Here is a 14,984-nt window from a genome sequence, read left to right on the forward strand (position 1 = left end):
ATGCCCACCAACAAGCTCGGCATCATCGACCCGCCCATCGACGACCTGCTCGCCAAGGTCGACTCGAAGTACGCCCTGGTCATCTTCGCCTCGAAGCGCGCGCGTCAGATCAACGACTACTACGCCGACCTGCACGAGGGCAGCCTGTTCGACAACGTCGGCCCGCTGGTCGACTCGACCATCGACGACAAGCCCCTCTCGGTCGCCATGCACGAGATCAACGAAGACAAGCTCGAGATCCGTCCGGTCGCCCCCACCGAGTAGCGCGCGCCGGGCGCACGAACACATGAACATCGTCGTCGGGATCACGGGTGGCATCGCGGCCTACAAGGCCGTGAACGTCATCCGTGGCCTCGTTCTGGCGGGGCACGACGTGCATGTGGTGGCCACCGAGGCCGCCCTCCGCTTCGTCGGCAGGCCGACACTCGAGGCGCTCTCGCGCAACACCGTGAACACCGACCTCTACGAGGCGGTCGCCGAGGTGCGTCACGTGGCCATCGGCCAGGCCGCCGAACTCGTGGTGATCGCGCCGGCGACGGCCAACACCATCGCGAAGCTCGCCGCAGGCATCGCCGACGACCTTCTCGGCAACACGGTGCTCGCCACCAAGGCACCGGTGGTCATCGCCCCGGCCATGCACACCGAGATGTGGCAGAACCCCGCCACCGTCGCGAACGTGGCGACGCTGCGCTCGCGCGGCGTGCACCTCGTCGGCCCGGTGAGCGGCCAGCTCACGGGCCGTGACTCGGGGGCGGGCCGGATGGCCGAGCCCGACGTCATCGTGGCCGAAGCACTGGCCGTCGCGTCGGGAGCAGCCCGGCCGCGCGACCTCGAGGGCGTGCGCGATCTCGAGGGCGTCTCGGTGCTCGTCACCGCGGGCGGCACGCGGGAGCCGCTCGACCCCGTGCGCTACATCGGCAATCGGTCGAGCGGACGGCAGGGCATCGCCCTCGCCGAGGCCGCACGCGACCGCGGCGCGCGGGTCACCCTCGTGGCGGCCCACGTCGAGGTGCCGCTGCCCACGGGGGTCGAGGTCGTCCGTGCCGAGACCACGGCCCGGCTGCTCGAGGTGGTCACTGACGCCGCCCCGCAGCACGACATCACGATCATGGCCGCCGCCGTCTCCGACTACCGCCCCGTCGCGGTCTCCGAGGCCAAGATCAAGAAGGCGGCGACGGGGGAGCGGCTCACCCTCGAGCTGGTGCAGAACCCCGACATCCTCGCCACCGTCTCGGCGGGCCCGCGCGAAGGCAGGCTGGTCGTGGGCTTCGCCGCCGAGACGGCCACGAGCCGCGACGAGCTGCTCGAGCTCGGCCGCGCGAAGATCGCCCGCAAGGGCTGCGACTACCTCGTGGTGAACGGCGTGGGGTGGACGACGGGGTTCGCCACCGACGGCAACGAGGTCGTCGTGCTCGATGCGGCCGGGGATATAGTTTTCGAGGCCTCCGGAAGCAAGATGTCGGTGGCCGATGGCATCCTCGGGGTGTTCGCCCGAGCACGATCAGGAGCACAATGAGCCTTCGCCTCTTCACGTCAGAGTCCGTCACCGAGGGGCACCCCGACAAGATCTGCGACCAGATCTCCGACAGCATCCTCGACGCGCTCCTCACGGTCGACCCGCACTCGCGGGTGGCGGTCGAGACGCTCGTGACCACCGGGCTCGTGCACGTGGCGGGCGAGGTCACCACGAACGGCTACGTCGAGATCCCCGCCATCGTGCGCGACAAGATCACCTCCATCGGCTACACCTCGAGCGATGTCTGGTTCGACGGGCGCTCCTGCGGCGTCTCCGTGTCGATCGGCGGGCAGTCGCCCGATATCGCCCAGGGCGTCGACAACGCCTTCGAGACCCGCGAGGGCACCTCCACCGACGAGGTCGACCGCCAGGGCGCGGGCGACCAGGGCATCATGTTCGGCTACGCCACCACCGAGACGCCCCAGCTCATGCCGTTGCCCATCTGGCTCGCACACCGTCTCGCGGCCCGGCTCGCCGAGGTGCGGAAGGACGGCCTCGTCGACTACCTCAGGCCCGACGGCAAGACTCAGGTCACCATCGGCTACGACGGGGTGGTGCCCCGCACCGTCGACACCGTCGTGCTGTCGACCCAGCACGCCCCGAGCATCGGGCTCGACTCGCTGCGCCGCGAGGTCGAGGAGCTCGTCATCAGGCCGGTGCTCGAGGCCGCCGAGGAGTCGGGCGTCGAGCTCTCCACCCGCGACGCCCGCGTGCTCATCAACCCCACCGGCCGCTTCGAGATCGGCGGCCCTCAGGGCGACGCCGGGCTCACCGGCCGCAAGATCATCGTCGACACCTACGGCGGCGCCTCCCGTCACGGCGGCGGGGCGTTCAGCGGCAAAGACCCGTCGAAGGTCGACCGCTCGGGTGCCTACGCCATGCGCTGGGTGGCGAAGAACGCCGTGGCGGCCGGGCTCGCCGAGCGCCTCGAGGTGCAGATCGCCTACGCCATCGGCAAGGCGGCACCCGTGGGCTTCTACGTCGAGAGCTTCGGCACCGGCACGGTCTCCGACGAGGTGATCACGAAGGCCCTGCGCGAGGTCTTCGACCTCCGCCCCGCGGCGATCATCGAAGAGCTCGACCTGCTGCGGCCGATCTACGCGCGCACCGCGAGCTACGGGCACTTCGGCCGGGAGCTTCCCGAGTTCACCTGGGAGCGCCTCGACCGCGTCGACGAGCTGCGCAGCGCCGCGGGCCTCTGACCGTGACGGGCGAGGTCGCACGCGACGTCGCCGGCGGTGTCATCGCCCGGGTCATGCTCGAGTCGCCGTTGCCGCAGCTCGATCGCCTGTTCGACTACCTGGTGCCGCCGGCCCTCCTCGCCGACGCGAAGCCGGGTGTGCGGGTCAAGGTGCCGTTGCGCTCGGCCGGGCGCACCGCCCGCGGCTACATCATCGAGCTCGCCCCGCACGAGCCAGGCGAGCGCACCCTCAGCGAGCTCGACGAGGTGGTGTCGCCGCTGCCGGTGCTCACCCCCGAGGTGTGGGCGCTGGCCCGGCGCCTCGCCGACCGCGCGGCCGGCAGCGCCTGCGACATCGTGCGGCTGGCGGTACCTCCGCGCTTCGTGCGGGTGGAGAAGGCCTTCGTCGCCGAGGAGGCCCAGCGAGCGGACTCCGCAGAGTCGGCACGCGCCTCCCAGGCCCCGCCTGAGGCTGCCGGCCCCCCGGTCTTCGCACTCACGGGCTACTCCGAGAGCGACTGCCGGCATCTCGCCGAACCGGGCGCCCGCAGCGCTGTCGACGCGATCGCGACTGTCACGCAGCTCGGCGAGCACACCGTGGGGCACTGGGCGCTCACCGCGGCCGAGCTCGCCGCGCAGGTGCACCGGGGCGGCGAGTCGGTCATCGTCGCCGTGCCCGATCACCGTGACCAGACCATGGTCGAGCAGGCGCTCGAGCACCTCGGGGTGGGCGACGCCGTGGTGCGGCTCGACGCACGGCAGGCCCGCAACGAGCGCTACGCCCACTTCCTCACGGCGCTCGACGGCCGGCCGCACATCGTCGTCGGCAACCGCTCGAGCGTCTACGCCCCGGTGTCGACGCTCGGGCAGATCATCGTGTGGGACGAGGGCGACGCCCTGCAGAGCGAACCGCTCGCCCCTTACGTGCACCTGCGCGATGCCGCGCTGGTGCGCCAGGAGCAGTCGGGCTGCCGGCTCGCCTTCCTCTCGCACTCGCGCAGCACCGAGATCGAGCGGCTGGTCGAGCTCGCCTTCCTGCACCCGGTCTTCCCCGCGCCCAGGTACCTTCCGAAGGTCGTGCCCACCGCCGAGCAGGACGACGCGGATGCTCCCCAGAACGCCGCCCGCATCCCTCCCGCGGCGTGGGCCCTCGCCCGTGAGGCGCTGCAGCACGGGCCGGTGCTGGTTCAGGTGGCCCGGCCCGGGTACGCGCCCGTGCTGGCCTGTCAAAGCTGCTCGACCCCCGCATCCTGCTCCGTCTGCGGCGGCCCCTTGCACGTGGCGCGCGCGGGGGAGAGGCCGAGCTGCGCGCTCTGCGGCGCCATCGCGGTGAACTGGTCGTGCTCGCACTGCCACGGCACGCGGCTGCGCTTCGCCTCGGTGGGCGCGGGCCGCACGGCCGACGAGCTCGGGCGGGCCTTCCCCGGTGTGCGGGTCGTCGTCTCCGACGGCTCACGCGAGGTGTTGAGCGTCGACGACCGGCCCGCGCTCATCGTCGCCACGCGAGGGGCCGAGCCGGTGGCGAAGGGTGGCTACCGCGCCGTGCTGCTGCTCGACGGGCCGCGCATGCTGGCCCGCGAGTCGCTGCGGGTCGCCGAAGACTGCCTGCGCTGGTGGTCGAACGCGATCGCGCTCTCCGCCCCGCGCGCGGCGAACGTGCTGGTCGGGGTGGGCGGCGAGCTCGCCAAGGCGCTCGTCACCTGGCAGCAGGAGCTGGTCGCGGGCGCCGAGCTCGCCGACCGGCGGAGGCTGCGCTTCCCTCCTGCCGTGCGTCTGGCCACCGTCACGGGCGCTCCTGACACGGTGGCGGATGCGCTGGCCGAGCTGAAGAGGCTCGTCACGCCCGAGGAATGGGCCAAGATGGATACCCTCGGGCCGGTGCCTGCCGATGACGGCCTGGTGCGTTCCATCGTGCGTTTCGACTACGCGGTGGGGGGCGCCGTGGCGAGGCACCTCAGGGCGCTGGTGGTGAAGAACGCCACGACGCGGCGGCGCAAGACCGGCTCGGGCGGCTTCCGGCCCGCACCGACCCTGCGCGTGCGGCTCGACGATTCGGAGATCATGGAATGAAACTCGTCTTCGCGGGTACACCCGCCGTCGCGGTGCCCGCCCTCGAGGCTCTCGCGGCCCGGCACCAGATCGTCGCGGTCGTCACCCGGCCCGACGCGCCCCTCGGCCGCAAGCGCGTGCTCACCCCGTCGCCCGTCGCCGAGGCCGCCGAGCGGCTCGGGCTCCCCGTCATCAAGGCGGCGCGACTCGACGCAGAGGCGACGGAGGAGATCGCGGCACGGGGGGCCGAGCTCGGCGTCATCGTCGCCTACGGCGGCCTGGTTCGGGAGCCGCTCCTGTCGACGCCGGCCCGCGGCTGGGTCAACCTCCACTTCTCCCTCCTTCCGCGCTGGCGGGGGGCTGCGCCGGTGCAGTGGAGCATCATCGCAGGTGACCGCGAGACCGGCGCGACAGTCTTCCAGCTCCAGCCCGGTCTCGACGACGGACCGATCTGGTCGATGACCCGCACGGCCATTGCCCCGCACGAGACGGCGGGAACCCTGCTCGGGCGGCTCGCGCTCTCCGGCGCCGAGCAGCTCGCCGACACGGTCGACGCCATCGCGGCGGGCGAGACCGCGCCCGTCGAACAGAGCGGCGAGGTGACGCTCGCGCCGAAGCTCTCGATCGACGACGCCCGCCTCGACTTCGGCGAGCCGGCCGACCGGGTGTACGACCGCATCCGGGGAGTGACGCCCGAGCCCGGGGCGTTCACCGAGATCGACGGCGCGCGCCTCAAGGTGCACGACACCGCGCCCGTGCGCGACCACCCGCGGCTCGAGCCCGGTGTCATCGAGGCGCGCCAGGGCGAGGTGCTCGTGGGCACCGCCACCGAGCCGCTCCGGCTCATCAGCGTGCAGCCCGCCGGCAAGAAGAGCATGGCGGCCACCGACTGGTGGCGCGGCCAGAACGTCGAGAGGATGATCGCCCGATGAGCGAGTCGACCCCCGCCCGCGGAGACGGCGGCCGCCGTCGTGAGCCCCGGCGTCACGGGCCCCAGCGACGCAAGCCCGCGACACCTCGACCCGGCCCCTCAGAGGTGCAGCCTGCGCGGAGGATCGCGCTCGAGGTCATCAGCGCGGTGCGTGCCGACGATGCCTACGCGAACCTGCTGCTTCCCGGCAAGATCGCCGCGGCGGGCCTCGCGCCGGCCGACGCCGCGCTCGCCACCGAGTTGACCTACGGCACGCTGCGGCTGCGCGGTTACTACGACTCCGTGATCGAACAGGCCTCCGGGCGGCCGATCGACGAGATCGACGGCGCCGTGCGCGACGTCTTGGAGCTCGGTGCCCACCAGATCCTGTCGATGCGCGTGGCGCAGCACGCGGCGGTGAACGAGTCGGTGGAGCTCGCGCGCCAGGTCGCGTCGCGTTCGGCGACGGGGTTCGTCAACGGTGTGCTGCGGGCGATCACCCGCACCGCGCCCGAGGAGTGGCTCGCCCGACTCACCGACGCGGCCGGAAGCGATGACGAGCGGCTCGCCGTCTCGACCTCGCACCCCGCCTGGGTGGTGAGGGCGTTCCGCCGCGCTCTGGTGGCCGACGGGGTGGCCGCCGACGAGGTAGCGGCCGAGCTCGACGACCTGCTCGTCGCCGACAACACGCCGGCGCGGCTCAGCCTCGCCGCCCTGCCCGGGCTCTACGACGGCAGCGGCGTGGAGCCCGAGCTGCAGCCCGCAGCGCTCTCACCGATCGGCTTCGTCGCCCCCTCGGGCGACCCAGCCGGCCTCGACGCCGTGCGGGAGGGCGTGCTCCGGGTGCAGGACGAGGGCTCGCAGCTCGCCGCCCTCGCCCTCAGCCGGGCGCGCGACATCGAGTCGGGCGAGCGCTGGCTCGACCTCTGCGCCGGCCCCGGCGGCAAGACCGCCGTGCTCGCCGCCGAGGCCCGCCCGGCGGGCGCCGTCGTCGTCGCCAACGAGCCGGTTCCTGCACGCGCCGGCCTGGTGCGCCGCGCCGTCGCCGCCGTGCCCGGCGCTCCCGCGGTGTGGGAACGCGACGGCACGACCTTCGGCGACTCGGAGAGCGAGGCCTTCGACCGCATCCTCGTCGACGCCCCGTGCACCGGCCTCGGTGCGCTCCGCCGTCGCCCTGAGGCGCGCTGGCGCAAGACCCCCGCCGACGTTGCCGAGCTCGTCGCACTGCAGCAGGCCCTGCTCGACGCGGCGGTGAAGGCGCTGAAGCCGGGCGGGCTGCTCGCCTACGTCACCTGCTCACCTCACGTCGCCGAGACCCGAGGCCAGGTGCAAGGCCTACTCCGCCGCTGGGCGGGCGAGCTCGAGCAGCTCGACGCCCAGGCCGTGCTCCGCCGCATCGCGGGCGACACCCTAGCCCTCGGCGCCCCCGACCCCGCCGCCCAGCTCTGGCCACACCGCAACACCACCGACGCCATGTTCATCGCCCTGTTCCACAAGCCCGCCTGACCCGGGCGCGCGGGAGGGGGTGCCGACACCGGTACCCTGGAGTGGTGAAGACTTTCGACGAGCTGTTCCTCGAGCTCTCCGTCAAGGCCGTGGAGCGGCCCGACGGCTCCGGCACCGTGCGCGAGCTCGACGCCGGTGTGCACACCATCGGCAAGAAGATCGTCGAGGAGGCCGCCGAGGTGTGGATGGCCGCCGAGTACGAGTCCGACGAGAACACCGCCGAGGAGATCTCGCAGCTGCTCTACCACCTCCAGGTGCTCATGCTCGCCAAGGGCCTCACGCCGGCCGACGTCTACCGACATCTGTGACGAGGCCAGGCAGAGCCTGATCTGCGCGATCTCACCCGACTCCCTCGAAAGACCCCAGAATGCTCAAGATCGCGGTGCCCAACAAGGGCTCCCTCTCCGAAACCGCCGCCCAGATGCTCGCCGAGGCGGGTTATCACGGGCGACGCGACTCACGTGAACTCGTCACGGCCGACCCGCGCAACGGCGTCGAGTTCTTCTACCTGCGCCCGCGCGACATCGCCACCTACGTCGGCTCGGGCGCCCTCGACGTGGGCATCACCGGCCGCGACCTGCTCCTCGACTCCGAGTCGCCCGCCACGGAGGTCGCCGCGCTGCTGTTCGGCGAGTCGACCTTCCGCTTCGCCCGCCCGCAGGGCACGTCGATCGAGCTCTCCGACCTCCAGGGTGCGCGGGTCGCCACCAGCTACCCCGGTCTGGTCGGCGCGTTCCTCAAGGGCCACGGCATCACCACGAGCCTGGTGCGCCTCGACGGCGCCGTCGAGTCCGCGGTGCGACTGGGGGTCGCGGATGCGGTGGCCGACGTGGTCTCCACCGGCGGCACCCTGAAGAAGGCCGGCCTCGAGATCTTCGGCCCGGTCATCCTCGAGTCGACGGCCGTGCTCATCAGCTCGGGCTCGGAGCACCCGGGCGCCGAGACGCTGCTGCGTCGCCTGCAGGGCGTCCTCGTGGCCCGCCAGTACGTGCTCATGGACTACGACGTGCCCGTGGCGCAGCTCGACGCAGCGGTCGCCCTCACGCCGGGCATCGAGTCGCCCACCGTCTCGCCGCTGCACGACCGCGAGTGGGTCGCCGTGCGCGCCATGGTGCCGCGTACCGACACCAACCAGGTGATGGACGCGCTGTACGCCGTCGGCGCCAGGGCGATCCTGGTCAGCCCGATCCACGCGGCGAGGATCTGATGTCGCTCGCCGTCCGCGTCATCCCCTGCCTCGACGTGGCGGCCGGCCGCGTGGTCAAGGGCGTGAACTTCGAGAACCTGCGCGACGCCGGCGACCCGGTCGAGCTCGCGAAGCTGTACTCCGAGCAGGGGGCCGACGAGCTCACCTTCCTCGACGTCACCGCCACCGTCGACGATCGGGCCACCATGTACGACGTGGTGCGCCAGACCGCCGAGCAGGTGTTCATCCCGCTCACGGTGGGCGGGGGAGTGCGCTCCGACGCCGACGTCGCACGCCTGCTCGCCTCGGGAGCCGACAAGGTGGGCGTGAACAGCGCCGCCATCGCCCGCCCGCAGCTCATCGACGAGATCGCCGACCGTTTCGGAGCCCAGGTGCTCGTGCTCTCGCTCGACGTCAAGCGCACCGCCGTGCCCGGGCGTACGCCTTCGGGTTTCGTGGTCACCACCCACGGCGGCCGCCGCGAGACCGAGCTCGACGCGCTCGAGTGGGCCGAGGAGGCCATCCGCCGCGGGGCGGGGGAGCTGCTCGTCAACTCCATCGACGCCGACGGCACCAAAGACGGCTTCGATCTCGAGCTCGTGCGGCTCATGCGCGAGGTGATCAGCGTTCCCGTCATCGCCTCGGGCGGCGCGGGGGCCGTCGAGCACTTCGGCCAGGCCGTCGCCGCGGGGGCGGATGCGGTGCTGGCCGCATCCGTCTTCCACCTCCGTGAGATGACGGTGGGCCAGGTCAAGGACGAACTGAGGAGAGAAGGGGTGGTCGTGCGATGAGCGTCGACGACGTGCTCGAGCGGGTGACCTTCGACGACAAGGGCCTCCTCCCCGCCATCATCCAGCAGTGGGACACCAAGGAGGTGCTCATGCTCGGCTACATGAACGCCGAGGCGCTCCGCCGCACCCTCACCGAGGGCCGGGTGACCTTCTGGTCGCGGTCGCGCCAGGAGTACTGGCGCAAGGGCGACACCTCGGGGCACGTGCAGTACGTCAAGAGCGCCGCCCTCGACTGCGACGCCGACACGCTCCTCGTCGAGGTCGACCAGATCGGCGCCGCCTGCCACACCGGCGCGCGCCGCTGCTTCGACGTCGACCCGCTCGAGCCGGTCGTGCTGATGGGAGACTCGTAGCACGATGACCTCCACCTCCACGACCTCCCGGGCCGACTTCGACGCGCTCCACGCCGGGCACCGCGTGATCCCGGTGATCCGCGAGCTGTACGCCGACGGCGAGACCCCCGTCGGCATCTACCGCAAGCTCGCCGACGGCCGTCCCGGCAGCTTCCTCCTCGAGTCGGCCGAGCAGGGCGGTATCTGGTCGCGCTTCTCATTCATCGGCGTGTCGAGCTTCGGTCTGCTCACCGAGCAGGACGACAGGGCGGTCTGGCTCGACCTCGGCCTGCCGCTTGCACGCGTGCTGCCCGAGGGCCTCCCCGAGGCGCCGCTCGAGGCGCTCAGCGCGCTCTACGAGCACTGGAAGACCCCGTCGGTGCCCTCGCACCCGCCCCTCACCGGCGGTCTCGTGGGCTTCATCGGCTGGGAGACCGTCCGGCAGCTGGAGCGCCTCCCCAACCGCCCCCCGGCCGACTACCGCATCCCGAGCCAGGCGCTGTCGTTCGTCTCGGAGCTCGTGGTGGTCGACCACGTGCTCGGCACCGTGCAGCTCGTCGTGACCGTGCTCGCCGACCGCGAGGAGGAGAGCGCCGACGAGCTCTGGGCGGAGTCGCAGCAGCGGCTCGACGCCCTGCAGTCGGCTCTCGCCCAGCCCGCCGAGGCCTGGCTCGCCACCGCCGACTTCGGCGTGACGGCGGTTCCGGATGCGCGCACCGAGCGCTCCGACTTCCTGCAGGCCATCGAGGTGGCCAAGGCGCACATCCGCGAGGGCGACATCTTCCAGGTGGTGATCGGCCAGCGCTTCGAGCTCGACTGCCCCGCGCACCCGATCGACGTCTACCGGGCGCTGCGCACCCTGAACCCGAGCCCGTACATGTACCTGCTCACGCTCGTCGACACCGACGGCACCCCGTACCAGATCGTGGGTTCCAGCCCCGAGGCGCTCGTGAAGGTGGAGAAGGGGCGGGCGCACACGCACCCGATCGCCGGGTCCCGCCCGCGTGGCGACACGCCGCAGCACGACCTCGAGCTCGAGCGGGAGCTGCTCGCCGACGACAAGGAGAAGGCCGAGCACCTCATGCTCGTCGACCTCGCACGCAACGACCTGCTGAAGGTCTGCGAAGCGTCGTCGGTGGAGGTGACCGAGTTCATGCGGGTCGAGCGGTTCAGCCACATCATGCACATCGTCTCCTCCGTCGAGGGCCAGCTGCGCGACGGCGTCGACGCGATCGACGTGTTCAAGGCGACCTTCCCCGCCGGCACGCTCTCGGGCGCGCCGAAGCCGCGGGCGCTCGAGATCATCGACGAGCTCGAGCCCGCGCAGCGCGGCCTCTACGGCGGCGTCGTCGGGTACTTCGCGTTCGGGGGCGATGCCGACGTGGCGATCGCCATCCGCACCGCCACCATCCGCGACGGCGTCGCCCGTGTTCAAGCCGGCGGCGGTCTCGTCGCCGACTCCGACCCGGCGAGCGAGTTCCAGGAGTCGGTGAACAAGGCCGCCGCTCCGCTGCGCGCGGTCGCCGTGGCGAACGCCATGACGAGGGTGCGCTGATGGCCGGCGCCCGGCGCCTCAAGGTCTTCTCCATCCTCGGCATCCTGCTGCTGTCCGCACTGACCTTCCTCGCCTGGTCGCAGTCGTGGGGCACTCTGGTGCTCGTGGCGTCGCCCACCACCGACACGGTGCTCGACGTGCCTGGCTCGGTCGCCGCGCCCGCGCTCTCGGCGCTGGGGCTCGCCGGCATCGCCCTCGCCGGCGCGCTGGCGATCGCCGGCCCGCTCGTGCGGATCGTGCTGGGCGCGCTCGAGGTGCTGCTCGGCGTGAGCGTGCTCTGGTCGGCGATCGGCGCGCTCTCCGACCCCGTCGGTGCGGGTGCCTCCGTCGTCACCACCAGCACCGGCGTGGCGGGCACGACGTCAATCCGAGAGCTCGCCACGGTGGGCTCCGAGAGCGCGTGGCCCGCGGTCAGCGTCGTGCTGGGCGCCCTGATGGTCGTCGCAGGGCTCGTGGTGATCGTGACCGTGCGGCGCTGGCCCGCCGCCGGCCGCAAGTACCAGGCGGTCACCTTCGAGGCCGCCGACGGGCGCAGGAGCTCCGACGCCGGCGACTTCTTCGACGACGAGGAGGACGAGATCGACGAAGGCGGCGGCAGAACCGCGGAGACCGATGCTCCCACCCGTCCCGACGACGCCGCGGCGAGACGTGACGCGGCCGTCGACGACTGGGACCGCCTGACGCGCGGCTCCGACCCCACCCGATAGACTTGACCCGAACCACCCGACGACAGGAAGAGATCGATGAGCCACGAAGAGGATGAACTGGGCGAAGGCCACTCCGTCGCTGCATGGACGGCGGTCGTCGTCTCGCTGGTCGGCATCGCGATCGGCACGGTCGCCTTCTTCTTCGACATCCAGTGGCTCGTCTGGGCCGCGGCCGGCCTCACCCTGTTCGGGTTCGTCCTCGGGTTCGTGCTGTCGAAGGCCGGGTACGGCGTGAACGGCTCCCGCACGGTCGCGAAGGAGCACTGACCCAGGTGCTCGCCGATCTCGTAGCCGGAGCGCTCGAGGACGCGGCGGAGCGTCAGCTGACCAGGAGTCTCTCCGAGGTCGAAGCCGCAGCCCTCGCGCGCCCCGCAGCCCTCGACGCCCTCGCGGCGCTCGCGCCCGCCGAGCGCGTGAAGATCATCGCCGAGGTCAAGCGCGCGAGCCCCTCGCGCGGAGATCTCGCCGAGATCCCCGATCCCGCCGTGCTCGCCTCGATCTACGCCGGGGCCGGCGCGAGCGCCATCAGCGTGCTCACCGAGGGCCGCAAGTTCAAGGGTTCGCTCGCCGACCTCGAGGCCGTGCGCGCTGCGGTTCCCGTGCCGGTCCTGCGCAAAGACTTCATCGCCACCGAGTATCAGGTGCTGGAGGCGCGTGCCGCCGGCGCCGACCTCGTGCTCCTCATCGTCGCAGCGCTCGATCAGCCGACGCTCGAGCGCCTCCACGCGTTCATCCGCTCGCTCGGCATGACCCCGCTGGTCGAGACGCACGACGCCGTCGAGGTCTCGCGTGCCGTCGACCTGGGTGCCGACCTGGTGGGCGTGAACGCCCGCGACCTCAGCACCTTCGAGCTCGACCCCGACCTGTTCGGCCGCCTCGCCGAGCGCATCCCCGCGGGCACCGTGAAGGTCGCCGAATCCGCCGTCAAGACACCCGCCGATGTGGCGCACTACCGCGCCGCCGGCGCCGATGTCGTGCTCATCGGCGAGGCACTGGTCACCGGTGCCGACCCCGCGGCGACGCTGAAGGAGTTCTTGTCCTCATGACCGATCCCACCCCCACAGACCTCGCCGCGGTCGGCGCCTTGCGCGCCGAGTCGGGCCCCTTCTTCGGCGAGTTCGGCGGGCGCTTCATGCCCGAGTCGCTCATCGCCGCCCTCGACGAGCTCGACGAGGCCTACCAGCTCGCGAAGCTCGACCCCGAGTTCCACCGCGAGCTCGCCGAGCTCGGCCGCAGCTACACCGGCCGCCCGTCGATCATCACCGAGGTGCCGCGCTTCGCGAAGCACGCCGGCGGTGCCCGCATCCTGCTGAAGCGCGAAGACCTCAACCACACCGGCTCGCACAAGATCAACAACGTGCTCGGCCAGGCCCTGCTGGCCAAGCGCATCGGCAAGCACCGCCTCATCGCCGAGACCGGTGCCGGCCAGCACGGCGTGGCGACCGCGACCGCCGCCGCCCTGTTCGGCATGGAATGCGTCGTCTACATGGGCGAGGTCGACACGGAGCGTCAGGCGCTCAACGTCGCCCGCATGCGTCTGCTCGGCGCCGAGGTCATCCCGGTCACGAGCGGCACCCGCACGCTGAAAGACGCCCTCAACGAGGCGTTCCGCGACTGGGTGGCGAACGTCGAGTCGACGCACTACCTCCTCGGCACGGTGGCCGGCCCGCATCCGTTCCCCGTCATGGTGCGCGACTTCGTGAAGGTCATCGGCGAGGAGGCCCGCCAGCAGGTCATCGACCTCACCGGGTCGCTCCCGGATGCGGTGACCGCGTGCGTGGGCGGCGGATCGAACGCGATCGGCATCTTCCACGCCTTCCTCGACGACGCATCGGTCGGCCTCTACGGCTACGAGGCGGCCGGGCTCGGCGTCGACACCGAGAAGCACGCGGCAACCATCACCAAGGGCCGCCCCGGTGTGCTGCACGGCTCGCGGAGCATCATGCTGCAGGACGACGACGGGCAGACCCTCGACTCGCACTCGATCTCGGCCGGGCTCGACTACCCGGGCGTGGGTCCTGAGCACGCCTGGCTCGCCTCCATCGGTCGCGCCAGCTACCGACCGGTCACCGACGACGCCGCGATGCAGGCGTTCCGCCTGCTCTGCACCACCGAGGGCATCATCCCCGCCATCGAGTCGTCGCACGCCCTGGCCGGAACGATCGAGCTCGGTCGCGAGCTCGGCCCCGACGCCACCATCCTGGTGTCGCTCTCGGGCCGCGGCGACAAAGACGTCGAGACCGCCGGGCGCTACTTCGACGTGCTCGACGAGAACGGAGACGCGAAGGTATGAGCGACACCGCAGCCGCCTCCGCCTCCGCGCCGTCGTCGACGCCCGAGTCGTCGACCCCCGTGTCGCCGGTGGCCTCGACCATCGCCCGGGCGAACTCCGAGCGCGCCGGTGCCTTCGTGGGCTACCTCCCCGTGGGCTACCCCTCGCTCGACGAGAGCATCGACGCCGCGGTCGCGCTGGTCGAGAACGGCGTCGACGTGCTCGAGCTCGGGCTGCCGTACTCCGACCCGGTGATGGACGGTCCGGTCATCCAGGCCGCCACCGTCGAGGCGCTTGAGAAGGGAGTGCGACTGCGCGACGCCTTCACGGCCGTCGAGCGCATCCGTTCTCGCGTCGACGCACCCGTGCTCCTCATGACCTACTGGAACCCGGTGCTGCAGTACGGCGTCGACCGCTTCGCCGACGACCTGGTCTCGGCCGGGGGAGCCGGTCTCATCACGCCCGACCTCACCGTCGACTCCGGTGCCGATTGGCTCGCCTCGAGCGACCGCACCGGCCTCGACCGGGTGTTCCTCGCCGCCCCCACCTCGAGCGACGAGCGCCTGCGCCTGGCCGTCGAGAACAGCCGGGGCTTCGTCTACACCGTCTCGACCATGGGCATCACGGGAGCGCGCGCCGACCTCGACGCCGCCGCCCGCAAGCTCGTCGACCGGCTCCGGGCCCAGGGCGGCGACAGCCTCGCCGTGGGGATCGGCATCTCGACAGCCGATCAGATCAGCGAGATCCTGGGTTACGCCGACGGAGCCATCGTCGGCTCCGCGCTCGTCAAGGCCCTCGCCGACGGGGGAGTCCCCGCCGTCGGCAGGCTCGCCGCCGAACTCGCCGAAGGCACCCGACGGTAGCGGCGCCGCACCACCCGCACGCCGCCCCCTCGAACAGGGGGCGGACGGCATCCCGAGCGCGCTGAGGTAGAATCGACCGGCGCTCCGTTCACCACACGCGGTCCACAGACGCCGGTG

The 14,984-nt window shown here is 72.0% G+C and carries 16 protein-coding genes; all 16 read left to right on the forward strand.

The features are described from left to right. Genes rpoZ through trpA form a run of 16 tightly spaced genes read left to right on the forward strand, consistent with a single transcriptional unit; the run spans position 1 to position 14,867 of the window. Positions 1-264: a DNA-directed RNA polymerase subunit omega gene (gene rpoZ, locus ABFY20_RS09710; RefSeq protein ID WP_171704868.1), complete on the forward strand. Its 264-nt coding sequence runs from the start codon at positions 1-3 to the stop codon at positions 262-264. A 22-nt stretch (positions 265-286) separates the two neighbouring features. Further along, on the forward strand, positions 287-1,516 hold the full coding sequence (coaBC, locus tag ABFY20_RS09715) for a bifunctional phosphopantothenoylcysteine decarboxylase/phosphopantothenate--cysteine ligase CoaBC (protein WP_368499722.1): 1,230 nt from the start codon (positions 287-289) through the stop codon (positions 1,514-1,516). Continuing rightward, a complete protein-coding gene (metK, locus tag ABFY20_RS09720; protein WP_368499723.1) occupies positions 1,513-2,718 on the forward strand; it encodes a methionine adenosyltransferase in 1,206 nt (401 codons plus the stop codon). Before coaBC ends, metK begins: the two co-directional genes overlap by 4 nt. A 2-nt stretch (positions 2,719-2,720) precedes the next feature. Then, on the forward strand, positions 2,721-4,766 hold the full coding sequence (locus ABFY20_RS09725; protein ID WP_368499724.1) for a primosomal protein N': 2,046 nt from the start codon (positions 2,721-2,723) through the stop codon (positions 4,764-4,766). Beyond that, positions 4,763-5,677: a methionyl-tRNA formyltransferase gene (fmt, locus tag ABFY20_RS09730; RefSeq protein ID WP_368499725.1), complete on the forward strand. Its 915-nt coding sequence runs from the start codon at positions 4,763-4,765 to the stop codon at positions 5,675-5,677. Before ABFY20_RS09725 ends, fmt begins: the two co-directional genes overlap by 4 nt. Beyond that, the gene (locus tag ABFY20_RS09735; RefSeq protein ID WP_368499726.1) at positions 5,674-7,161 is read left to right on the forward strand and encodes an RsmB/NOP family class I SAM-dependent RNA methyltransferase; all 1,488 of its coding nucleotides are present in this window, start codon (positions 5,674-5,676) and stop codon (positions 7,159-7,161) included. The genes fmt and ABFY20_RS09735 overlap by 4 nt, the downstream gene beginning before the upstream one ends. 44 nt (positions 7,162-7,205) lie before the next feature. Continuing rightward, on the forward strand, positions 7,206-7,469 hold the full coding sequence (locus tag ABFY20_RS09740) for a phosphoribosyl-ATP diphosphatase (protein WP_368499727.1): 264 nt from the start codon (positions 7,206-7,208) through the stop codon (positions 7,467-7,469). Between the two features lie 59 nt (positions 7,470-7,528). Beyond that, the gene (gene hisG / locus ABFY20_RS09745; protein ID WP_368499728.1) at positions 7,529-8,368 is read left to right on the forward strand and encodes an ATP phosphoribosyltransferase; all 840 of its coding nucleotides are present in this window, start codon (positions 7,529-7,531) and stop codon (positions 8,366-8,368) included. Next, positions 8,368-9,138, forward strand: coding sequence for an imidazole glycerol phosphate synthase subunit HisF (hisF, locus tag ABFY20_RS09750; RefSeq protein WP_368499729.1), 771 nt, complete (start codon positions 8,368-8,370; stop codon positions 9,136-9,138). The genes hisG and hisF overlap by 1 nt, the downstream gene beginning before the upstream one ends. Then, positions 9,135-9,491 carry a phosphoribosyl-AMP cyclohydrolase gene (hisI, locus tag ABFY20_RS09755; RefSeq protein ID WP_368499730.1) on the forward strand — a complete coding sequence of 119 codons (357 nt, stop codon included), beginning with the start codon at positions 9,135-9,137 and terminating at the stop codon, positions 9,489-9,491. The genes hisF and hisI overlap by 4 nt, the downstream gene beginning before the upstream one ends. 4 nt (positions 9,492-9,495) lie before the next feature. Next, entirely contained in the window at positions 9,496-11,025 is a 1,530-nt protein-coding gene (locus ABFY20_RS09760) for an anthranilate synthase component I (protein WP_368499731.1), read from the forward strand. Further along, positions 11,025-11,732 (forward strand): Trp biosynthesis-associated membrane protein, encoded by a 708-nt coding sequence (locus ABFY20_RS09765; protein ID WP_368499732.1) that lies wholly within the window; start codon positions 11,025-11,027, stop codon positions 11,730-11,732. Before ABFY20_RS09760 ends, ABFY20_RS09765 begins: the two co-directional genes overlap by 1 nt. 36 nt (positions 11,733-11,768) lie before the next feature. Further along, positions 11,769-11,999: a DUF6704 family protein gene (locus ABFY20_RS09770; RefSeq protein ID WP_368496061.1), complete on the forward strand. Its 231-nt coding sequence runs from the start codon at positions 11,769-11,771 to the stop codon at positions 11,997-11,999. A 5-nt stretch (positions 12,000-12,004) separates the two neighbouring features. After that, positions 12,005-12,778, forward strand: coding sequence for an indole-3-glycerol phosphate synthase TrpC (gene trpC, locus ABFY20_RS09775; RefSeq protein ID WP_368496062.1), 774 nt, complete (start codon positions 12,005-12,007; stop codon positions 12,776-12,778). Further along, positions 12,775-14,025, forward strand: a complete 1,251-nt coding sequence (gene trpB / locus ABFY20_RS09780) for a tryptophan synthase subunit beta (RefSeq protein ID WP_368496063.1) — start codon at positions 12,775-12,777, stop codon at positions 14,023-14,025. The genes trpC and trpB overlap by 4 nt, the downstream gene beginning before the upstream one ends. Further along, entirely contained in the window at positions 14,022-14,867 is an 846-nt protein-coding gene (gene trpA, locus ABFY20_RS09785; protein WP_368496064.1) for a tryptophan synthase subunit alpha, read from the forward strand. The genes trpB and trpA overlap by 4 nt, the downstream gene beginning before the upstream one ends. The last annotated feature ends 117 nt before the right edge of the window (positions 14,868-14,984 follow it).

The organism is Herbiconiux sp. A18JL235 (genome assembly GCF_040939305.1).
In the GTDB taxonomy this organism is placed as follows: domain Bacteria; phylum Actinomycetota; class Actinomycetes; order Actinomycetales; family Microbacteriaceae; genus Herbiconiux.